This window comes from Cytophagales bacterium (genome assembly GCA_033344775.1).
In the GTDB taxonomy this organism is placed as follows: domain Bacteria; phylum Bacteroidota; class Bacteroidia; order Cytophagales; family Cyclobacteriaceae; genus JAWPMT01.
Map to the genome: position 1 here is coordinate 784,586 of JAWPMT010000004.1, position 20,901 is coordinate 805,486.

The following is a 20,901-nucleotide window of genomic DNA, read 5'->3' on the forward strand; positions in this document are numbered from 1 at the left end:
TCCCCAAACCAACCTTTTGCCCTACTTACCTAACTTATAGGAAATGCAAATGGAATGGATGATCGGAAATTGGTAAACGACTTCCTGCATTCGAAGAGTGAAAAAGCGTTTCGAACCTTGTACAGGGCAAAAACGCCACACCTCTACCGGATGGCCCTCAGGCTCACGCAAAATGATTCTTTGTCTGAGGAATTGATCCAGGAAACCTGGATGGTGGCGATCCGAAAATTCGCTGAGTTCGAATGGAGGTCTGAATTGAAGACGTGGTTAGTCGGCATTCTCATCAACTTGTCTCGCAAGAAAAGGAAGGAAACTGAAAGTCTGGAGGCCTTGGATGATGCGGCCTTATCGCAGGCTGAGCCCATCGTTGATCCTGGGTGGTCCACCACCAGCATCGATCTGGAAAATGGCATCGCTAAACTTCCACCTGGTTATCGGCAAATCATTGTTTTACACGATATCGAAGGGTACAAACACAAAGAAATCGCGGAGCTACTGGACATTAGCGAAGGCACCAGTAAAAGTCAGCTCTTTCATGCCAGAAAGGCACTCAGAGAATATTTAAGTGAAGATTCAAACGCAGCAAGGAAATGAGAGAGGAACATCTTAACGAAAACGATCAACGGCTTATTAACCAGCTGGAAAAAGAGTTAATGCCACCAACACACATCGAAGAGCAACTCGTCAATCAATTGAAATTCGAAGGTCATATTGTTAAAGAAAATAAAATGAATATCGGAAGGATCATTATCGGAATTGCAGCCAGTATTCTCCTGTTTCTTGGAGGAACGTGGTACGGGAAAACTACTTCAAATCAGATTTCAATCACACCAGAAATGGGATACATGCTACTTCTTCATGAGGATGAACAATTTACTCCCGGAGATCCCATAGAAATGTTTGAGGAGTACGCAGCATGGATGCAAAATACCTTTGTCAGAGGCGTGAAGATCACGGGCCATGAATTGGTCAACGAAGCGGTGCTGATACGAAAAGGAAAACCAAATGAGGCCCAAGGTGAAGACGCTGAAACTCGCACCACCGGCTACTTCATTCTTGAGGCTAATTCACTGGAAGAAGCCCTTGCAGTTGCTCAGGAAAACCCACATGTGAAATATGGAGGAACGGTGGAAGTAAAAGCCTATATGGTGAGATAATTCCAACAAAAAAATTAACTTATCAAAATTATTATCACATCTCTATCAACATGAAAAAGCATATCCAACTACTCTCGTTCATCTTACTGATCCCATTTCTGGGGATTGCAGAACCTGAACCAAAGAAACCTTTTGACATCAATGATTACCAGTGGCTGGCCGGCACCTGGGTCGGTGATGGCTTTGGAGGCACCTCTGAAGAAATATGGTCCAAGCCTTCGGCTGATGGCACTATGATGGGTGTCTACCGCCATCACAAAGGCGACGGCACCTTGAACTTCTATGAATTCATGGTGCTGGACAAGACGGGGCTTCGCCTCAAACACTTTACTCCTGAAATGGTTAGCTGGGAAACCAAGGAGGATTTCGTCCATTTCGAAATGATCGACTATACGACTGATAAAATCGAACTCAAAGGACTTGTCTTCGAACGTAAGTCAGACACAGCAATGGAAATCCGACTAAAGATGCGCTATGGAGAGGAAGTAAAAACAGAGGTGTTTAAGATGCAGAGGAAGGGTTGAGAAATTTCGCCTTAAAATCGCAGAATCCTCATACTTATAAAAGCCTCACATCTCTGCGAGGCGTTATCTCTACGACGGGTCCAAGACCCGCTTTCCTCTTTTGTTCCCGATGACCGAATGGAACATCGCGAATAGCAGGAGAAGGGCTATTTTCCTTCAATACTTTGTTCAAGGTTGTTCAACCAATCAGAAGCTTCTTGTTCACTAAGTTCCTTTGATAAATTCTCTTTTTCTATTACCGCTTTTTCATTGCAAGGAGTGAAAACTTCCCAATAACCCCCTCTAAGCGTAGATTGTATCTACGCTTTTATATCATTTCTATTTCCAATAGATTAATCATACCCGCATAGTTTCGTGCGCTACTGTACAAATAGTGTTCTGCTTCTTCTACCCAACCGGCCCGAACCGGGTTTTCGTGAATGTAATTCAATTTGCTGTCAATCATTTCATTGGTGTCCAATTGCACGCGTGATTTTCATGTGTCCAGAATTGTTTGTTACCTGATCTTTTATTGTATTTGGCATGATATGAAAAGACAATTTGCATCCACTTCTTCCTACTTTCATGACTATTCTCGTCAATTAATTGCATGATTTTTCGAGATGTAAATCGCTTAAAATCCCTCATAGTATCTGAAAGTACTCCCGTTTCGCTTCTGACGATAATATGAACATGATTTGTCATAATCACATAGCCATATAGGATCAATCCTTTATGGGCCCTACAGAATTTCAGGCTTTCTATGATGATATCTCTGTATACCTTCCGACTAAATATATCCACCCATGCGACAACTTGAAAGGTAAGAAAATAGATGGCTGATTGATCTTTGATTTGATAGCTGTCTGACATAATGTTGATTGTTGAATTGGTTTTAAAAGCTACCGCTTTTTCCGCTCGGATAGCAGGGTAAATTAGAGCGTAGGAACATCCTACGCTCAGATTCTATTTTTTAACAAACTATACCTAGATGGGATTCTATTTTTTTACAAACTATGCCTAGATGTGGGTGATTCAGAGGCTTATTCCGCATTCTAAATGTTTTTCATCTATTCGTACCCGATATCGCTTAAAAGAGGACCAGTGAAAGTCTACTAAGTTTTGGTGATTTCATAATACCAGTTGCTACCAAGCTTTTCCATTTTCAAAAACCGTCTCTTCCAGCGTTCATCTAGATCATTCCTATCTAGAACATAGTAAACTTTACAAGTATCTCGGAGAATAAATGTAATAAAAGAACCTGACGATGGATTTCCTTCCACTATCACATTCTTAAAATTATAATTAACAGGGGTTCTAATATTATAGTAATCCTCATATATCTGATCGACATTAGCTACATAAGCGTCAAAAGAGACACTATCTAAATCAGTCGTCATCTTTTTAGAAAGAACATTATGACCTTCATTTGATAATTGTGAGAAAAAGGATCTCTTTTCTGAGAAAGTAGCACCTTTCTTATACACCGGGATCACAACAAACTGTTGTAAGCCCTTATCATAAAGGTCAATTTGATAAAAATTATATTCATACTTATTTAAATCTTTATCATACTCACTCTTACCTCTTCGTCCACCAATTGCTACATCTAATAAATTACTAAAGTTCTTATCTTTATTAAGGAGGTAAAATTCCTGACATAAAGAATCTCCAGTCATTCGTTCTTGTGAACAATTGATCAATGAGAGAAGAAGAATTAACTGGATAATTATTCTATATCTCAACATTATCATGGCCATTTCTTGAAACTTTTCTTTTTATTTTCCCAATAGCTTCCCGAATCGTTTAAGCCATTTTGTATAGCTCGTTGGTCCGCCGCAGAATCACCACCCCAAGACCTGTTTTCAAACCATCTCATAATAGGGTTTGAATTTGTACTTGCCATTCCAGGGTTAGTTAATTTACCCCAACCCCAAGCAAAGTAGTGTGCTGCTGACCTTGCAGTTAGGCTTGTAAAGCCCATCGCTCCCATTGCATAGCCCCAGAAGTAATTACCAGCATCTTTATGATTGTAGGCCACTCCATTTATGATATTAACTCCATGATATTTTATACGCTCGTCTCCTTGAAAATCCATTTTTGCATTCGGCTTAGCATCTGTCGCAGTACTTTCATTTGCCGCATAAAGCCATCTAGATAAAACATTCTGGTCTTTAACACCACTCTCGGATATTATATTGGAAACATCTTCATTAGAAATAAAATTAAGCCTAGTTGTTTTAGCTCCTTCTTTATCTAAATCAATGTCATTAAAAGAAAAACTCTGCCCACCTGTGAACATCTCCTTACCATCTTCATCAATCGTTGACTCTTGGTTAAAACCAGTTATTTCTTCTTTACCATTATCAACAGTAGTTACATAAACGCCGTTTTTAAATAGCATCAAACTATCACCCTTAATATCTACATACTTCAGAGGATTATTAGCCGCATATTGATAGGGGTTTAAATCATAATATTTATCAGAGAACAAATCAATTGAATTAAACCTTCCTAAAGCCGGATCATAATTTCGCCAGCCAAAATCAATGAGTGCAGTTTCCTTTTGTTCTTCATACCCTGTGAACTTATACAAGTTCTCTGTGCCACTGGTCCAACTATTAAACGCCATCCCAAAGGGCAAGTAACTATCACAAAAATTTTCAGCGCGACTTTTTTCGCCTGGGGTACCTAAAAAAAGAGCGTCGGTATTTTCTAAGCGCTCCTTCTTCCATACCTCTAAAAACGGTAAAGACTCCTGATCGTGATCATATAGCAGTTTTGGGCAAGCCATTTAGGTAAAGATAAAAGGTTCATAACTAGCGGGGGGTACTTCGGAGCTTCAAAGAGCTAGTTTTTTACTGGTCGGGGGTACCTCTGAGGTGGGTGCTTGAAGCGCTGAACTAGCTGTTTGCGGCTATTTGCTTCGAAGGGCGAGTAATTTGCTCAAAACAGGGAGCAAAAAGCATCAAAGGGGTACTTCCGAGGTACCCCCTTGCGGCTCTGAGCTTCAACTTTAAGTATCAGTGCTCAGGCTTTGACCATTTGTGGTGGTCACTTTGGAAAAACGTTGCTTCAAGTCATCATATATGGCTTTAGCTCCTGCAATGTTCATTCTCGATGCGATCTTAACAGAGTTGTAGTAAGCCAGTGACGCTACGTAAGCTTCACTGCCTGAGAGCATGATACTATCATTTAACTGCTGTAAGAGTTGCAACAAGGGACGATACACCGCATTGAGGTCTTTCACTGCGTTAAAATCAATCTCCAGCTCTTCTACATTCATGTAAGGTGGTGCAAACTCCGGATTGCTTTTCGCATAGTCCATGACCTTACTAACAAAAGGCTCTGTGCCGTCTCCCATCTTGGGTATCTCTCGTCGCTGGTCAGCTGATAAAGAGATTAATAGCGGCTTTAGCGTTGTGTTGAGTTCTGTAACTGCTGCATTGATTTTGCCCAGGTCTTCCGGGCTAATTGTGATGGATACAAGATTCTCTGTTGCCATGTTTTGTACATTTAGTTATTGTTGATAAAACCATATTAACGGGCATTTATTGCTATTTGTTGGCCTGTCTCGGATCGTCCATCGTTCCGGTGAACAAGTCGGCGTACTCGATCATCAACTAAAGCACGTACCAGGTCGCCGACTTGGTTACCGGGAGGATGTGCCAAGGGAAGCACTGCACCGGATCGGGGCAGATCATTAACAGAGTGCGGCAGGTTTCCACCACCTGAGTTAAAAGCCTGATGAGCTTAGCTATCTTGATAACCTTGGCGGGCCGTCTGCGGGTACTCTCGCCAGCCTGCCGGGTAAAGCGACTGTAAGGAGTGGCCGGAAGTGCCGGAGCAAGCACCTGACTCGTTCAGGAGTGAAGCGCAGGGAACTGGCGTGAGTCGCAGGCCCGCATAAACTAGAGGTGAGTAGCTGGCTTTTTTGCCTAGCTGCCGCAGGCGTTCAATAATTCAAAAAAGACAGAGAGAACACCTGTGACGAGGACCGTACTGGCAGCAACCAAAGGAATAGACAAGGTGGAGCCCCGTTTTTTTCTTGCCTAAAAAAATGAACACCAAAGAAAAAACTGGAACGACCTTTTCTATTTCCGACGGGCAGCCTGACAGACGAACCACAGGCACGCCGCTTTTCCTAAGTGTTTTTTGCCCTGGCTCGATGCCTGGGTAAAAACAGATTACCACTGACCTATCACGGGTAAACTGACCTTTCAACTTCACCCACCCAAAACTGCAAGCGACCCACTGACTTCTAAACCCTTTCAAAACATCACTTCAAAAAGATTTGCTGGACTAGCGGTGCACTGGGCCATACCGGCACAAGAGGGATGCATCCATTGGATTAGAGGCCGATCACATCGGCGAGTGCGGTGAGTACTGCGGGGCTGTCTGGGGAACTGTAGACGGGGCAGGCGGAATGCCGAGGTAGCGTAGCTAATTGTGTGTAGCTCGTAGAGGGGTTAAAGTATTTTGTCCGCTTTTTCTAAAATGGTTTCTTCTGATTCAGGGGATTAAAAAAGGCTCCTTTCGGAGCCTGTAGTTACTTGTTTAGTTTGATGTTGATTCGATCCTTATAGGCCGTAAATAGTCTTTGGCTCATGTGATGGAGTGCAAAACATACGTCCTTGATTTCTGATTCTGTTACCGAACCCGGCTCGATGTAATGGAGCATGTAAACTGCCTTTCTGAGGTCATTGCTGGCCGTGGCTAGATCACCCACATAGGAGTCATTGATAAAGTCAGCCAGCGGGGCTAACTCTTTCGGTTTTACTTTCATTTTACTTGTATTTAGGAGTTAAAAAGAACCCCTGCTTAGGTTCTCCTTGCTCACAAGTAAGCAACACAGTCGTTTCCTGGCTGTAAACCATACAGGGGTAAGTCTTGATGATCTTATTTAGATCACTTGTGATTCGGAGTAAAATTATCTAATTCGTTATTGGCTATGGTCCTCTAGTCTTCATGATTCATGGATTAACCTAATGGATGGTATTGTTGCACTTCTTCTTTGAGCTCTTCCAGATCGTTCTGCAAATAGCTTTCTGTGCTGCTGATATATCTATGCCCGGCCAAGTATTGAACTTCTCGAAGGTTGTACAACTTCAGCCATTTTGTAATCACACTGGCCCGGATGTGCTTTGCATTTAATAGGTCAGGGTTGATTGATCGCGCACTGATCATAGTTTGAGTAATGAAGTTGTTAATGCTGTATCGTTGCCCACCCTGACCAATGAAAAGCAGGTCTGTTTCTTGCTTCTGCTGGTTCCTTCGTTTAGGCTCCATCTTCATAAGTTCCGGTCGTACTTGTAGGATGTAATCGTGCATATCCATTACCTGATAGCTTTCAAGCTGTATTAGCCTTTCATTGCTGTTTCGTCCGCCTAATACATCGATTTTGCCTTCTCTCAGCTTAATGTGTTGCACTTCCAGTCTGCCTACTTCTTCAGTCCGCAAGCCCTGATAAACAAACAGCCCTAACATGATCCGATTGCGCTTTTCTGCTAAGCTGTTGCAGGGGAACTCGTGGTAGAGTTGGTGTAGCTCATGAGGCTCCATGATGTGATAAAGCACTTTGCGCCGCGCACCTTTTACGTTGATGTCTGTTGTCGGATTTAGGGTGATTATACGCTCTCGGATCAGGTAATTATAATAGTGCTTGATGAGCGCAATATGACTTTTGATTGTTCTTTGTTGGAGTCCTTGGCCTTGGCAGTACTTCAGGTAAAGCAGTAAATCATTGTAAGTAATTTGTTCTGGCTCTAGGTTCTCCTGATCTGCCCACAGTAAGTATTGGTTAAATACAGTCATCCGGGTTTGGATGCTTTTGTTAGTGAACTCCTTTGATTTCAGGTATTCACTAAAGCTATCTTTCGTCTTCTGATAATCTTCCTGGTTCATAGGCTCTGAGGTTAGCAAAGGGTTGTTTCGATTGTGGTTTCACACCTGCTAAGTGCGTGTATATCTGTGTGCTGTCTAGGCTATCGTGTCCAAGGAATCGAGCGATACTGTCTAGCTTCATCCCGGCTTGCATAAAGTGGGTGGCGATACTGTGCCGGAGCGTGTGCAGACCTATTTCTTTCTCCAATAGATCAAGATCGCCTGTCTGCAGTTGAAGATACTTCAGCCGGTTGAACAGGCTTTGGCCTTGTAACCTTTGGTGGCTCTGATAACTGATAAAAACCGCTTCACTTTTGCTGGCTTTTACTAGCGTTGATCTGTGGTCGTAGGTGTATTGAGTTAAATACTTTCGGTTGGTTTTGCTAATGGGTACAAACCTTTCTTTATTGTTCTTGCCCTTTCTCACGTGAAGCAATGACCTATCAAAGTTGATGTCTCCAACGTTCAGATTAACCCCTTCATTTCTTCTCAACCCGCAACCATAAAACACCGCTAACATGGCTCTGTCTCTGGCTTGTATTGCTTCCAATACTTCCGGGGTTACATTGGGCAACTTCTCAGGCGATTGATAGGTTACTTTGAACAGTAAGGTGATCTCTTCGGGGGTTAGGTAGATAATCCGGTTCTCCGACTCTTCATTAGATATTTGTGGCTCGGCGATTTCCAGACGGCCTACTTTTCGTAAGTACTCAGTGAACTTCCGTAGTGCTTGGATGTGCTTATTTAGATGTGCATTGCTCAGGCTTCCGCCCCTTCGTTGATTTCTTCTTTCCTTCAGGTTTTGATAGTGTGTCTCGATGTGATGGATCGTTAGTTCTTTAATGCTCTGTATGCCTTCTTGCTCCAGATAGTGAAGCAATTCGCGAACATGTGGCGGCAGTCTATAAACCGTACTTTCTGCGTAGCCTTGGACGTTTAGCCATTCGGTGAAGCTCTTTTCAAGGTATCTAAAGGAGGGATTCGATAGGACTAAATTTTTCACTCGGTTGATGTTTCCGATTTAAAGTGAACTACTTCGATTCTGTAGGTTTGCTGGCTGTATGGGCTGTTATGTGGTTCATTTTTGGCTATGAACTTCTTTTGGTCTTCTTGAACTTCTTCAACTCAGACAAAGTATTGTCCAGCACTTGCCCGATCTTTTCATTACGCTGTTGCTGATCATCGAAGGTGGCCACTTCGTAGGCGTAGCCGTTCTTTTTGTCGCCCTTTGCCTTTCTCACCAAGCCCCATTCTTGTAATGCGATCATGTATCGCTTTTGATTGCTGGCGTTCACTTTCAAGGCCTGTCTGGCTGACACATTGCTAAAGGTGTTCTTGTCTTCCTGCTTCATCCACACTTTCAATCGCTCAAAGTAATTCCTAGTTGCCCCGTTCAGGTCATCAGATTTGCGCAGCAATATTTCACGCATCAGCTTGTTAGCTTCTTCTATGTCTTCCAGTGTCGTCTCGATATACTCTTCTCCGGTTTCCTTGTCGTGTTGTTTCTCTCGCTGGTATTGGTGATAAAAAGTCACTGCTTCGATAAAGGCCAGATAGTGGGCGTTGGTCCTTCTGGGCTTAAACACTTCTTGCGGGATCCGCAGGGATTCAGCGTAAGGATTTCTAATACTCACAGATTGCAACACTCTTTGCATGTTCTGGAACTGCTCAATGACTTCCCACTGCTCTGACAGATTGATTTTGCCCGCACTCAGTTGGCGTTGATAGCTCATAATCTGTTCGTCCTGCTCCGGGCTTTCATCGATGTAGATCAAAAAGCTTCGGTTCGCATTGTCTTCATATAAACTCTCCTTGGTTGTACATCCAGACACGCAGACCGGGCCTTCAACCTTCAGCGTTACGGTTCTGGTCTCGCCCTTTGTGTTTTTGATCACCACCGTTTTAGTTACCTGCTTCTTGCTCTTGATTTCTCGCAAGGGATAAAGCACTTCTTCGGCTCCGTCTAAGTCTTCAATCAGTATCAGTTTATTTCTCAGTTCTTGTTGGCCGAAGTAGTAGAAGGCGTTGCCGCTCAAAGTGGTGATTTCTAACTTGTCTTCATCCGGGATCAGTGCGCTAACCTTTTCTTGTAGGTGTGTTTTGCCGATTCCTGAACTTCCCAAGCTGATGATGTGCAAAGGGCTGTCCCGTTTCCTGCTGGTAAAGATCAGGTACATGAGCAGGCGGTTGATCATTTCACCAATCACACCGGCCCTGCCTATGTCCTGCATGGTTCTAGTCATTAGATTGGGAGCTTTCAGATAGTCTTGGGCGGCTTTGATCTCTTCAGGAGTTAGCATTTTCCTTTTGTTATGTGCCTGTTGTTGTCGTTCGATCTCCTCTAGTCTGTATTGCTCCAAACAGTCGGTTAAATCAGTCAAGGCCGCAGTTGCTACACTCGTACCAATGTCCAGCCGCTCGGCGATCTTCCTAACAAGCTTCTCCGTCTGGTTGTCATTGTACAAGTCCAGGTTATGCCGTAAGCTCAGGTGTTCAACTTTTACCTTCAGTGTTACTCGCATCCGGTCCAAGCCTTCTAAACGGACGCCACCAAGTACGGCAATGTCTAGCGGTTCGTGTTGATAGATGATGTGTTCAGGGTTGGAAGAGTTAAGTCTTTCCATTTTTTCAGCAATTGCGTAATAATTTATTATACAAGTAGGATGTTCAGCAATATTAGATGATCTTATACACTCAATCAAGTATTATATTATTTTTTCATTACCATAAATGACTAGTTTTGTAGACGATCTTACGTTTTTAGTAGTAATTGCTGATTTTCTATGAAGCTGAGTGAGAAGATTACCAAGCTTAAAAAGCTCAAAAGCCTGTCTCAGGTAGATTTAGCCGAAGCAACTGGCATTTCGAGGGATGCCATTAGTAAATATGAAAGAGGGGATGTAATGCCGTCTGTTGAATATGCTAAACGGATAGCTGACGCGCTAGGTGTTTCGCTTGATTATCTAGTCAGTGAAGAAGATCAGGAAGAAGTATTGGACAATGACACAGTTAAAAGGATCAAGGACATTCAACGTCTGCCAGATTCAGAGAAAGATAAAATCTTCTCCGTCATTGATGCCCTTGTAAGAGATTTTAAGACCAAACAAGCATACTCATGAGCCAGCAGGAAAACAATTCTGAAGATGGTAAAAAAACGCCTGAAGAAAAGCAAAAGCAAGAGTTTGAGAGACAAGTTCAGGCTTTCAGCCAGCAGCTAGCCAATGTTCAATTTTGGAAGTTTGTAAATGGTGAGAACTATAAAGTCACTGTTGCTAATATCATGAAAAACCTTGCTAGTAGCCGTCAGACCTTTTTATTTACCTATTTGTTCGATATTGGCCTTGTGCTTCTCCTTCTAGGGGCGGTTGTATTTCTTGGTTATTCTAAAATTCTAGATGGAGTAACTATTGGAACACTTGTTGGTGCCATCATTGGTTATGCCTTAGGGAGATTCAGGCAAGATTGAAGCAGTAAAGAAAAAGCCCCGGCACTGCGGGGCTCTAATTACTAGTCTATTCTGATTTCTAAAGTATCAGGCTTATTATTCTTGTAACTATTGTCAAGCAAAGTCAATTGAACCGTTGAATCATTCACTATTTTGAAGTCATTAAGCGAATTATAACCTTCAAAAGCCTCTATCAGATACTCGTATCCTTGTCTCTCTACTTTTAATTGTATCACTTCTTCCGTCGTAGCATTTCCAGCTAGATAATAAATCCGGTAAGTATTGTTGCCCTCTTTTTGTTCGTGGATTAAGTTGCTCTCGACAGGAAACATTTCAAAAGTTGACCACTGATATAAAAAGAAGGCAAGACCAGAGATAATGATCAACACAACAGCTAATAAGAGCTTTTTCATTTCCTTATTTTATTGTAGTACTGGAATCCGGCTTTTATCCACTTTTGATCTCTAGGATCATCCCCGTAAGGTGGTTGCAGTACTTTACTTTTATAAGTCGTAACTCCACCCATATTAACTGTGGTCCTTGTTTCTTCTTTGTAGACCTGCCATTCTGGTCTTGATGTGCCAGCAGCCATTTGAGCTTCTCCAGCTTGTTTAAGCATAAATTCCTGAGGAAAAATCCCGATAGCTTCTCCAACTGCTCCGAAATGATGGTTTCCTATATCTTGAGCCTCCATTGATTCCCCCTGAAAAGTAAAGGTGGTTTTCTCTCCTTTTGTATGGTTAGCAAGACCAAAAATTGTATTCTTATTATTCTTCAAATCCCACTCTCCTTTATTTTTCACTTTGTTCCTGAAAGAGAAGGGATTCAACATTCCTGCGGCTTCCTCAGTATTTTGCTCAAGTAGATTTGCATAAATGTCATCTACATTAATCTCACCACCAACTTCACCAAGCGCTACTAATTCTCCGTCTTCATTTGTCGTATAGACCAGATTATCAGTCTCATCATTTCTGGTGATATATCCAGTGCTATTAACAAAGATTGTATCTCCTCTAGGATCAATGAAAAGTAAAGGATTATTTCCCATTCCCGTGTAAGGGCTATGGAACTCATTAGCCTTTGGGTCCACTTGTGCCCATCTTCCTAGCCAAGCATCGTAAATCCTAAACTCTGTCAAGTAAGTATCAGTCTCTTTTTGTTGCTCATATCCCTGATACTTATAAAGGTTTTCGGGGCTGGTGGCTGAACTATTGAACGTCCCCCCGAAAGGATAATACCCATCTCTTTGCACCACATCCCCTGATTCATCAACAGTAACCCTCACGTTGCCTAAATGATCAGTAAGGTTGTATTCATAGTTATTATTATCATAAGTAAAACGACCCTCTGTATGCTGAACAAATTCCAATACTCCATTTCGGTAATGTATCCCGCCAATGTAATCAAGGTCTGCGCCGATATTCGTAATCTTCGCCAGCTTACTTCCAGTGGCGTCATAGGTGTAATTGACATAATTGCCATTTGCGAAAGTGACCAGCTCAGGTAAGTTCAAGTGATTATATTGAATGTTGGTAATATCCTTATTTGCATCACTGATCATATTGCCATTGTCATCATAGGTATACTCTATGGTTCCTACTGGAGAGTCCAGATCCTTAAAGCCTTTGGTCGCACTTCGACTATCTTCTACCTGAATCAATTGATTTCCTTCATAATAATAGTCCAACTCATCAATTTTAATGAAGTCGCTTCTTCTCGTCAGGCTCAATAAGTTGCCATTCAAATCATAGGAGATACCTCCTACAGCAAAATACCCATTTTTATCTGTACTTCCATAGCCGGCATTAGTAATTCTATTCAAGGCATCATAGGAATATTGATACAATTGCTCGTTTTCATTTTGGCCTCCGCCATTTGTTTTCCAGAACCACTGTGCAATATTTCCATTGTACTGAGGATTTGGAGCATCATCGTATTTCAACTCCATCCCAAATTGATCCGTACCGTCATCGAAAGTATCAGACCCTCCATTGATGGTTGTGAGCCAACCTCGAATGTTATAGGCATAGTCTACGGATTGTACACCGTTCATGTTTTTCTCATCCAGTTCACCAAGTTCATTATAGCCCAGAGTAATGGTACTGGTATGATTGCCATCGATCGTCGTAACGTGGTTTAACAGACGATCCATATGATCGTAAGAAAATGTCTCGATGATATCCGTACTACCTGTGGAGGTACTATGATTCCTTGTGATCTGGCTCACATTAGGAGAAACAAGATCGAAATAATCTGTTTGTACCCGATCTACGCCATCGAGGTGATTTTCACTAATGCTAACCAAAGGCCGGTAACGGGCGTCGTAATAGACAATATTTTTCAAAAAAGTATTTTCACCCAATATTCTTGTGAGACTACCTGTTACCATTCCATTTACATCTTCTCCAGGTGTAATACCCGCTCCCGTATTATAAGTACTCCCCCACCCAAGATGGCTTTTGAAGTCATAATCATCATAAAATGTAATCGTCAAAACTTTGTTGAAAACCATACCTGGTATCACGTCATTGGCATTATATCCGTAGGCATTTCCTGCTATCGTAGGATCGTAATTAAGTGTGAACTGACTAGCCTGAACCTGATCCTGAAGCTGTGCATGGGTTCTATTATTGATGGTCACAATGCCTGTCATAACCGGCCTGTTCAATTGATCATATTTCGTATACAGCCACTGTTCAGATTGCCCGGTTTGTGAAGTGGCTTTTTGCACAAAAAATCCATCGTACCTGGATGCTTGAAAGTTGGGTTTTGTCAGCAAGATCTGTGCTCCGGGCTCCCGAATGTAGCTCTTTCCTTCGTAGCTATTTACCACTTTGATCGTACCACTGGCCACATACTCCGTTCCTCTCTGCCTCAGGTTTCCATCTTGAGTCATGACTAATCTGTCCCGCTCATCATACACCAAATAAACTGGAGAAGCTCCTGGCACTTGCTTCTCGACCATTCTACTGCGTTGATCATAGCGATACCGGAATAGCCAGTTTTTCCTAAAAGTCGCATTATTGAGATTCGATTCCCAGTTGTTACTGGCGTTACTCACTGCTTCAGGAGGAATGACCAATGTTAAGTTTCCATAATCGTCATAAACATAATAGGTACGCGCATCAATCCCGGATGGGTCTACCCGTTTGGCGATTATCCTACCAAACTTGTCTGTAAATTCAAGTGTCTCATGACCATCTTCGTCTTTCGCTCCAGTGATCCATAGCGTCCCCGTCTCATAATTTCCATTGAAGGTAATGACTTGATCGTTACTAACATCAAAATAAGGTATAACATCCGCGGATGTATTTGTCTCGTAGGTATAAGAAACTGGTCTGTCCACGGTGTTTCCTCCCTCTTCGTAACGCCATGCGCTACCTGGACCAAACACCCTTTCTACCCTGCCCAATGCAGAAAGTTCATATTCAGATGCCGTAAAATGATAAGGGTCAGTATAAAAACTTAACGCGTTGGCTTCATAAGCGGCATCGTAATTCCCATCTTCACTTGCTGAACGACTGATCGTGTAAGGTAGATACTGTCGATATGCCCTACCATAGTCATCATATGCTGTTGCCGTGATAACATCTCTGCCCAAACGAGAGCCTTTTCTGATCACCGTTTGTATCGGACGACCTAAATCATCAAAGTACTGGGAGATCCGGTTTACTTTAATTTCGTCATCTTCTGATATCAGATCCGTTAATCCTGACTCCCGTGCTGTATAGGTCTTTACATAATTCTCATTCTCCTGAGATTTAGCCAACAAAACAGAAAGGCCAAAAAGTAGGGTAAGGATAAATTTGAGTTGCTTCATCATCTTGCCTTTATTAGTTTTTGTAATTGTATTCGTAATGTTGCAGGACATTCGCGTCATGATCAATGACCTTTTTTAGTCTTCCAAATTCATCGTATTCATAGTAGGAAATTAAACCAGACCGGTCTATTGTGCTCGTTACTCCTAACAATGGGTCGAATGTTACAAATGACCCTTGTGAGTTGGGATGTGTTTGTATAAATGTGAGGATCCCATTTCTCAGATTGTCTTCTGAGGTCTGATCAATGTCAAGATTTGATAATGACACAAGCCCCTCAACATCTAGCTTAATAGAGTTATAGTCAGTGCCAATTACTTTTCCAATTAGCAACTCTCCACCATAACCCCAGATAAAGCAGCTAGTCACTCCATTTCGGCCTACAACCTCTGTCGGCTTGCCCTGGTCGTTGCGTTTGAGGATAGTGAAGTTCTTCTCTAAATCCGCGTCGCCAACCGCTGACCATTGCTCCGAGACGGCAACATTTTGATTAAAATCATCAAGTACCAGTTGACTGTTTGAAATGAGCTTTTTATTCAATCCTGCGTCACGAGATCGATAACTTTTAGTGATCAATGGAATAGCCGGACGATATAAATTACCTGCCTTACCAAGTTGCGTAAGCTTGCCATACGCGATAAGATAATCCTCTGTACCATTGATCAAGTCATCCGCATATAAATATTCTGAAATTACCAGGTCCGATTCACTTGACGTATCCGTACCTATGGAAACAGTCGTACTTGTTAATTGACTATGTTCATTTGAATCGAAATAACTTTTTGTGAGCGTGGTGGAAGATGACGACTTATCATAATAGGTAACTTCCTTCACAGACCGAACCCGGTCTAATCCTGTGTAGAGTTTATAGGTTGCTGGGTCTAGCGTGTTTAGACTTGGGTTATATCCCAATGATCTGCAAGCTGCATTTCTGAACCCGGCAATACCCAAGATATGATCCTGTTGATGATATTCATTTACATTATCTAAATAACCATAAGTTTCAGTCTTCACCTTTCCGTCCTCATCATAGTATTCTTTAGAGGTTAGTTTATTCATTTGGAATTGAAGATCATCCGGAGATGGGTAGGGATGTGAGGTAAAGTTATTTAAGGGTTCCACGTCGTGCTCATCAAAATAACTCACTATCTTACTATAGGGAGGGACCGTAGAGCCATCAGGTAGTTCGTTAGCTTGTGTTCTAAACATATCCTCATAAACTTCCACATAATGAGGGTATTCATAACCTGAACCTACTAATTCATGGTTGCCAAATTGACTAGCACTCGTGCATGGCATTTGCAATCCTGCCACGTAGATGCTTTCAATAAAACTGGGCAAGGAGACGGCAATACCATTTCGATAATAGTAGTCCTTTTTGAAAAGCAGTTCATTATCCGAGGAATAAGAGGAAGTACTTTTCACACGCAACCCCCCCATAAATATTTCCCCACTTACTAATTTCCCGCCAGCTGACCTATCCGGAGCATAATATTCTATTAAGACCTCAAAAAAGTAATCGTTTGGGTCAATAGTTGCATTATTCTGAGGAATAATCTCTAGTCTGTGCATACCGGCACTTAGATCACTAATGTTACTAATATTTGCATTTGGATAAACATTACCATCCAGCCGCACTAAATAAGGGCAGCTTGTAGATTCTTGACCAGTCATTGGACATGGTCCAGGCAAGTCCATATATAATTTCGCTTCGCCTTGAACCGCCGTAATTTCAACTTCAAAATCCAGGACATATCTGTTGAGGCCCTCATCCCAAAATTCATTTTCCGAATTACTCCGGCCATCCAATTTTTCAATGAACTCAGAATGGAGCTCAGTACCGAAATAGTCTGGTCCAGGGATTATATTCGTTGATCCTCCTTTATTTGACTCAAAAGAAAACAGAGTATATCCTCCTGTGGGATAAGTGATCTTATTAAGGATACCTACTGAGCTAGTTTGTGGATTGACTTGCCTCTTTTTTCGAGATTCTTGGGTACCAATGTTTTGTTTCACATAGTGACCATTGTCTTCACCATTGTAATAACCCCAATAGTCCTGACCAGAATTATAGAGGCTGGGTAAAAAATTACCATTATAACCAAACACATACGGAGGAATCAATGAACCATCATCTCCTTCCTCTTGAATACTAATGAGACGTAATCTATTCTTTACACCTTCTTGATAAGTGGATAGCACAAATGGAGGTAAACTTTCACTTGTCGTGTAGTGATCATAGTTGAAATTGAATTTCTTGATTTGATTATTGTTTTGATCGAGAACGGATACACTTCCCAGTGCGGTACCCTGCCTGTAATCAAGTCTTGAACCACCCCATGAAGAAAAAAACACCGAGCCAAGGCCGAAATCGATCTCCTCCAGTTCAGGTTGTTCAATCAAATGACGTTCGACACGGACATTATTGGTGTAATTATCATTCTCATACTCACTGATCCACTCTCCACCTTTTGTATTGTATTCTTGAATAGATGTTCTGTAATAAAAATTAATCTCCTGACCATTTGTTGTAACGATCCGCCTTAAGGGCCATAGACTATGGTACGGGTTCTGAGAAAGATCAATATTACTGGAATTAAATGAATGTAATATTCCTGAGGTGCTCTTCTTTTCTAAAATCGGAGAATTATCATTTTCACTCTCCACTCCGAAATAGTACTTCACTCCATAGGGAGTTGTGAACCGAAAGCCTACGATCTTCCCATACGTATTACCCCCTGCACGGTAGTATTCAACGGCTAAGTCCTCTTTAGACTGAAAAACAAACTTTTCTTGCTCCTGGTTATAGAAAAATTTACCAGAATACGCTCCGAACTGAAAGAAAAACTCATCTGGTTTCAAATCAATTTCTCCATAATCTGCTTGTAACATGCGATAGTCGCAATAAGCTGCATCCTTATTTGGAGAGGCAGATGAACATGTATCCATGATACCGCTGATGTCATGCTTACCAGACATATATCCAAAGGAGAATTCATCATGCAGACCATTGACCAATCGGGTCACTGATCCCCCTGCATTTAAGTTCCAATTCAGTCCGGCATAACCCGCAACCTGATTTACTTTAATTCCCTGGGCATTATATGACAAGGATATGGGAACGGTTACTCCATCGCGTTCAATTGTATATAATGGAATACTGATGGATGGTTTTCCAGAGGATAAGTCTGTAGGAAATTCCAGTGCTGATATGATACCAGCTGCAGTCGGAGAAGAAGCTACCCCATCAGGGAAATATGCATCGCTCTGTGCCTTTAGCTTCAAGAAAGGCGTCCACGTTAAAAAGATTAGTAAAGGGACCAGTTTAATTGTTCTCATTTCACGTTGAAGTTTTAGTGTTTTTAATGTTTTGCATAGAATAAATCTTAATCCTAATGACTATTTGTTTTGTTTCGCTTTCAAAGCCTCAATTTGTTTTTCTTGTTCTAATAATTTTGCTTCAAAGTCAGCAGCGTTCGTTTTGGCTTCTTTCTCCATCCTAATCAAATGCAAAGTCAATTCCTCCACTTTTTGTAGCAGTAGAATATTCATCTCTTTCAATGCTAATCCTTCTTCAGCCATTTCTGCTGCAGATGGAACCTCCGGAAGGTGTTTATTCGCTTTGATGAATTGTTCTGTTTCTTCTAATGAACGGAGATCGTAATCTTCTTCGAAAACAAAATCGGCACCGGCTACATCTTCAAGAAGAATCTCTTCGGCATTGATCGTGCCATCGACGGATAGTTTTTGGCTTGGTGAAATGGTACCAATTCCCACATTGCCATCCTTATCTTGAGTCAAACCTAAATTCCAGGTATTTAAACCAGAAGAAGTAAAAATCGACATTCTACTATTATGATTCAAATTAGGATTTGAGTAACCTAATATTTTAGCACCAAATCCCTTATCATCATTCTTACCTCCTAATTGAATACCTGCACCAGCCTCAGTAGTATTTGCCCGATGAATAAACCTTGCCAGGATTACGTCACTATCAGAATTCTCACTTGTCGCTTCTAATCGAGATTTTGGAGTTGTAGTGCCAATTCCAATATTACCGTCTTTATCTTGAGTCAATCCTAAATTCCAGGTATTTAACCCAGAAGAAGTAAAAATCGACATTCTACTATTATGATTCAAATTAGGATTTGAGTAACCTAATATTTTAGCACCAAATCCCCTATCATCATTCTTGCCTCCTAATTGAATACCTGCGCCAGCCTCAGTTGTATTTGCTCGATGAATAAATCTTGCCAGGATGACGTCACTATCAGAATTCTCACTTGTGGCTTCTAATGGAGATTTGGGAGTTGTGGTTCCAATTCCAATATTGCCATCCTTATCCTGAGTCAACCCTAGATTCCAGGTATTTAACCCAGAAGAAGTAAAAATCGACATTCTACTATTATGGGTCAAATTAGGATTTGAGTAACCTAATATTTTAGCACCAAATCCACTATCATCGTTCTTACCTCCTAGTTGAATACCTGCGCCAGCCTCAGCAGTATTTGCTCGATGAATAAATCTTGCCAGAATTAAGTCATTATTAGAGTTTTCACTCTTGACTTCTAAAGGAGAATTTGGAGTCGTGGTTCCAATTCCAACACTTCCTGTAGAGAAGTGTAGGTTGCCACTACTCGTCTGCCATTGTTGCGCCTGTGAGAAGAAGGTATTCAGCATAACAATTGACAGCATCAATAGAATTCTCGGCTCAATTTTTTTTACACGGGCTTTGAATTCATTCGAAGTAAAAAGGTTAATTACACACATATGTCAAATGGTTGAGGTTTAGATTAGTCTTGTATTTAATTTTTAGTTTGAGTTACCTTCAAAGCAGTAAGCTCTTGTTCCATTTTTTCCATTTTTTCAGCCTGAGCAGTTATTTTGTTAGCCTGTGCAGCCATCGCTTTCTCTTGCCTAATCAAATGCAAGGTCAATTCTTCTACTTTCTGCAGCAGCAGAATATTCATCTCTTTCAATGCTAATCCTTCTTCTGCCATTTCTGCCGCAGACGGAACCTCTGGAAGGTGTTTGTTGGCTTTGATGAATTGTTCTGTTTCTTCTAATGAACGGAGATCATAGTCTTCTTCAAATACAAAGTCTGCTCCATCCACGTCTTCAAGAATGAGTTCTTCGGCATTGATTGTGCCTTTGACCGAAAGCTCATGATCTGGAGAAGAGGTACCGATACCCAAGTTTCCAAGCAAATAACTATCACCAGTAGCTGCAAATTTTATTTTCGCACTGCTTCCATCACGTAAAAACAGCTCTCCTGAACCATTAGGAAAAGTCATGTTCAATACATCATTCCCAGTATTAGGGTCCGCTACCTTAAAGGTTCCAAAAACATGGAGCTTAGCATTTGGAGAGGCATTACCTATTCCTAAACCACCTCCAAGAAAGTAGCTATCACCTGTGGCAGCCAATTTTACTCTTGCGGCGCTTCCATTTCGCAACAACAACTCCCCTGAACCGTTCGGGAAAGTCATGTTCAACATATCATTCCCAGTATTAGGATCTGCAACCTTAAATGTGCCGAAAACATGGAGTTTAGCATTCGGAGAGACATTTCCTATTCCTAAACCACCTCCAAGAAAGTAACTGTCACCTGTGGCAGCCAGTTTTACTCTTGCGGCGCTTCCATTTCGCAAATACAACTCCCCTGAACCGTTCGGGAAAGTCATGTTCAACATATCATTCCCAGTATTAGGGTCTGCTACCTTAAACGTACCGAAAACATGGAGTTTAGCATTCGGAGAGGCATTTCCTATTCCCAGACCTCCAAGAAAATAGCTATCACTTGCCGCAGAAAGTTTAATTTGTGGAGAAGTTTGGTTACGAACCAACATCTCTCCTATTCCCAGATTGTTCTGAAGAATAAAGACCGTATTTGATGTATTCGGATCTGTTATTCGGAAATTACCATTTAGATGCAGTTTACTCAGTGGACTATTTGTGCCTATTCCTACATTACCCGTACTCAATATCGCGTCTCCACTTTGATTTACCCATTGCCGAGCAACAACGCTGAAACTAAGGCAAAGTGTTATTATAAATATTAAAGATGTTTTCATGTTTTTTTGGTTTATCGCTTC

At 41.6% G+C, this 20,901-nt stretch carries 19 protein-coding genes; 5 read left to right on the forward strand and 14 right to left on the reverse strand.

The window, feature by feature from the left end; translation table 11 throughout:
• Positions 1 to 54: 54 nt before the first annotated feature.
• From R8G66_12115 to R8G66_12125, 3 genes are read left to right on the forward strand one after another with little or no spacing between them, the layout of a single operon-like run.
• On the forward strand, positions 55 to 594 hold the full coding sequence (locus R8G66_12115) for an RNA polymerase sigma factor (protein MDW3193107.1): 540 nt from the start codon (positions 55 to 57) through the stop codon (positions 592 to 594).
• Positions 591 to 1,157 carry a YciI family protein gene (locus R8G66_12120; GenBank protein ID MDW3193108.1) on the forward strand — a complete coding sequence of 189 codons (567 nt, stop codon included), beginning with the start codon at positions 591 to 593 and terminating at the stop codon, positions 1,155 to 1,157. The genes R8G66_12115 and R8G66_12120 overlap by 4 nt, the downstream gene beginning before the upstream one ends.
• Positions 1,158 to 1,207: 50 nt before the next feature.
• A complete protein-coding gene (locus R8G66_12125) occupies positions 1,208 to 1,681 on the forward strand; it encodes a DUF6265 family protein (protein MDW3193109.1) in 474 nt (157 codons plus the stop codon).
• A gap of 307 nt (positions 1,682 to 1,988) precedes the next feature.
• Here R8G66_12125 and R8G66_12130 read toward each other — a convergent pair whose 3' ends face one another.
• From R8G66_12130 to R8G66_12170, 9 genes are all read right to left on the reverse strand, one after another.
• Complete coding sequence (locus R8G66_12130; GenBank protein MDW3193110.1) at positions 1,989 to 2,126, reverse strand: hypothetical protein; 138 nt, start codon at positions 2,124 to 2,126, stop codon at positions 1,989 to 1,991.
• Entirely contained in the window at positions 2,123 to 2,533 is a 411-nt protein-coding gene (locus R8G66_12135; protein MDW3193111.1) for a transposase, read from the reverse strand. Before R8G66_12135 ends, R8G66_12130 begins: the two co-directional genes overlap by 4 nt.
• Positions 2,534 to 2,775: 242 nt before the next feature.
• On the reverse strand, positions 2,776 to 3,339 hold the full coding sequence (locus R8G66_12140) for a hypothetical protein (protein MDW3193112.1): 564 nt from the start codon (positions 3,337 to 3,339) through the stop codon (positions 2,776 to 2,778).
• Between the two features lie 71 nt (positions 3,340 to 3,410).
• Positions 3,411 to 4,454, reverse strand: coding sequence for an RHS repeat-associated core domain-containing protein (locus tag R8G66_12145; protein ID MDW3193113.1), 1,044 nt, complete (start codon positions 4,452 to 4,454; stop codon positions 3,411 to 3,413).
• A gap of 222 nt (positions 4,455 to 4,676) precedes the next feature.
• Positions 4,677 to 5,165: a hypothetical protein gene (locus tag R8G66_12150; GenBank protein ID MDW3193114.1), complete on the reverse strand. Its 489-nt coding sequence runs from the start codon at positions 5,163 to 5,165 to the stop codon at positions 4,677 to 4,679.
• A gap of 1,044 nt (positions 5,166 to 6,209) precedes the next feature.
• Entirely contained in the window at positions 6,210 to 6,446 is a 237-nt protein-coding gene (locus tag R8G66_12155) for a hypothetical protein (protein MDW3193115.1), read from the reverse strand.
• Positions 6,447 to 6,640: 194 nt separating this feature from the next.
• Positions 6,641 to 7,564 (reverse strand): tyrosine-type recombinase/integrase, encoded by a 924-nt coding sequence (locus tag R8G66_12160; protein MDW3193116.1) that lies wholly within the window; start codon positions 7,562 to 7,564, stop codon positions 6,641 to 6,643.
• Positions 7,530 to 8,546, reverse strand: a complete 1,017-nt coding sequence (locus tag R8G66_12165; protein MDW3193117.1) for a tyrosine-type recombinase/integrase — start codon at positions 8,544 to 8,546, stop codon at positions 7,530 to 7,532. Before R8G66_12165 ends, R8G66_12160 begins: the two co-directional genes overlap by 35 nt.
• 85 nt (positions 8,547 to 8,631) lie before the next feature.
• Positions 8,632 to 10,167, reverse strand: coding sequence for a hypothetical protein (locus tag R8G66_12170; protein MDW3193118.1), 1,536 nt, complete (start codon positions 10,165 to 10,167; stop codon positions 8,632 to 8,634).
• Between the two features lie 159 nt (positions 10,168 to 10,326).
• Here R8G66_12170 and R8G66_12175 point away from each other — a divergent pair, with 159 nt between their 5' ends.
• Together R8G66_12175 and R8G66_12180 are read left to right on the forward strand one after the other, a co-directional pair.
• Positions 10,327 to 10,662 carry a helix-turn-helix transcriptional regulator gene (locus R8G66_12175; protein ID MDW3193119.1) on the forward strand — a complete coding sequence of 112 codons (336 nt, stop codon included), beginning with the start codon at positions 10,327 to 10,329 and terminating at the stop codon, positions 10,660 to 10,662.
• Positions 10,659 to 11,009, forward strand: coding sequence for a hypothetical protein (locus tag R8G66_12180; protein ID MDW3193120.1), 351 nt, complete (start codon positions 10,659 to 10,661; stop codon positions 11,007 to 11,009). Before R8G66_12175 ends, R8G66_12180 begins: the two co-directional genes overlap by 4 nt.
• A gap of 41 nt (positions 11,010 to 11,050) precedes the next feature.
• Here R8G66_12180 and R8G66_12185 read toward each other — a convergent pair whose 3' ends face one another.
• Genes R8G66_12185 through R8G66_12205 form a run of 5 tightly spaced genes read right to left on the reverse strand, consistent with a single transcriptional unit; the run spans position 11,051 to position 20,880 of the window.
• Positions 11,051 to 11,401 (reverse strand): hypothetical protein, encoded by a 351-nt coding sequence (locus R8G66_12185; GenBank protein ID MDW3193121.1) that lies wholly within the window; start codon positions 11,399 to 11,401, stop codon positions 11,051 to 11,053.
• On the reverse strand, positions 11,398 to 14,811 hold the full coding sequence (locus R8G66_12190) for a DUF6443 domain-containing protein (GenBank protein MDW3193122.1): 3,414 nt from the start codon (positions 14,809 to 14,811) through the stop codon (positions 11,398 to 11,400). Before R8G66_12190 ends, R8G66_12185 begins: the two co-directional genes overlap by 4 nt.
• 10 nt (positions 14,812 to 14,821) lie before the next feature.
• A complete protein-coding gene (locus R8G66_12195) occupies positions 14,822 to 18,145 on the reverse strand; it encodes a hypothetical protein (protein ID MDW3193123.1) in 3,324 nt (1,107 codons plus the stop codon).
• 60 nt (positions 18,146 to 18,205) lie between these two features.
• Positions 18,206 to 19,576, reverse strand: a complete 1,371-nt coding sequence (locus R8G66_12200; protein MDW3193124.1) for a hypothetical protein — start codon at positions 19,574 to 19,576, stop codon at positions 18,206 to 18,208.
• Between the two features lie 35 nt (positions 19,577 to 19,611).
• A complete protein-coding gene (locus R8G66_12205; protein MDW3193125.1) occupies positions 19,612 to 20,880 on the reverse strand; it encodes a hypothetical protein in 1,269 nt (422 codons plus the stop codon).
• Positions 20,881 to 20,901 lie beyond the last annotated feature (21 nt).

Excerpts from the sequence above, each read along its gene's own strand:
- R8G66_12200 (MDW3193124.1), bottom strand. The coding sequence starts at position 19,576 with ATGTGTGTAATTAACCTTTTTACTTCGAATGAATTCAAAGCCCGTGTA.
- R8G66_12125 (MDW3193109.1), top strand. The coding sequence starts at position 1,208 with ATGAAAAAGCATATCCAACTACTCTCGTTCATCTTACTGATCCCATTT.
- R8G66_12150 (MDW3193114.1), bottom strand. The coding sequence starts at position 5,165 with ATGGCAACAGAGAATCTTGTATCCATCACAATTAGCCCGGAAGACCTG.
- R8G66_12205 (MDW3193125.1), bottom strand. The coding sequence starts at position 20,880 with ATGAAAACATCTTTAATATTTATAATAACACTTTGCCTTAGTTTCAGC.
- R8G66_12180 (MDW3193120.1), top strand. The coding sequence starts at position 10,659 with ATGAGCCAGCAGGAAAACAATTCTGAAGATGGTAAAAAAACGCCTGAA.
- R8G66_12160 (MDW3193116.1), bottom strand. The coding sequence starts at position 7,564 with ATGAACCAGGAAGATTATCAGAAGACGAAAGATAGCTTTAGTGAATAC.
- R8G66_12190 (MDW3193122.1), bottom strand. The coding sequence starts at position 14,811 with ATGATGAAGCAACTCAAATTTATCCTTACCCTACTTTTTGGCCTTTCT.
- R8G66_12115 (MDW3193107.1), top strand. The coding sequence starts at position 55 with ATGGATGATCGGAAATTGGTAAACGACTTCCTGCATTCGAAGAGTGAA.
- R8G66_12145 (MDW3193113.1), bottom strand. The coding sequence starts at position 4,454 with ATGGCTTGCCCAAAACTGCTATATGATCACGATCAGGAGTCTTTACCG.
- R8G66_12140 (MDW3193112.1), bottom strand. The coding sequence starts at position 3,339 with ATGACTGGAGATTCTTTATGTCAGGAATTTTACCTCCTTAATAAAGAT.
- R8G66_12195 (MDW3193123.1), bottom strand. The coding sequence starts at position 18,145 with ATGAGAACAATTAAACTGGTCCCTTTACTAATCTTTTTAACGTGGACG.
- R8G66_12175 (MDW3193119.1), top strand. The coding sequence starts at position 10,327 with ATGAAGCTGAGTGAGAAGATTACCAAGCTTAAAAAGCTCAAAAGCCTG.
- R8G66_12135 (MDW3193111.1), bottom strand. The coding sequence starts at position 2,533 with ATGTCAGACAGCTATCAAATCAAAGATCAATCAGCCATCTATTTTCTT.
- R8G66_12185 (MDW3193121.1), bottom strand. The coding sequence starts at position 11,401 with ATGAAAAAGCTCTTATTAGCTGTTGTGTTGATCATTATCTCTGGTCTT.
- R8G66_12170 (MDW3193118.1), bottom strand. The coding sequence starts at position 10,167 with ATGGAAAGACTTAACTCTTCCAACCCTGAACACATCATCTATCAACAC.
- R8G66_12120 (MDW3193108.1), top strand. The coding sequence starts at position 591 with ATGAGAGAGGAACATCTTAACGAAAACGATCAACGGCTTATTAACCAG.
- R8G66_12130 (MDW3193110.1), bottom strand. The coding sequence starts at position 2,126 with ATGATTGACAGCAAATTGAATTACATTCACGAAAACCCGGTTCGGGCC.
- R8G66_12155 (MDW3193115.1), bottom strand. The coding sequence starts at position 6,446 with ATGAAAGTAAAACCGAAAGAGTTAGCCCCGCTGGCTGACTTTATCAAT.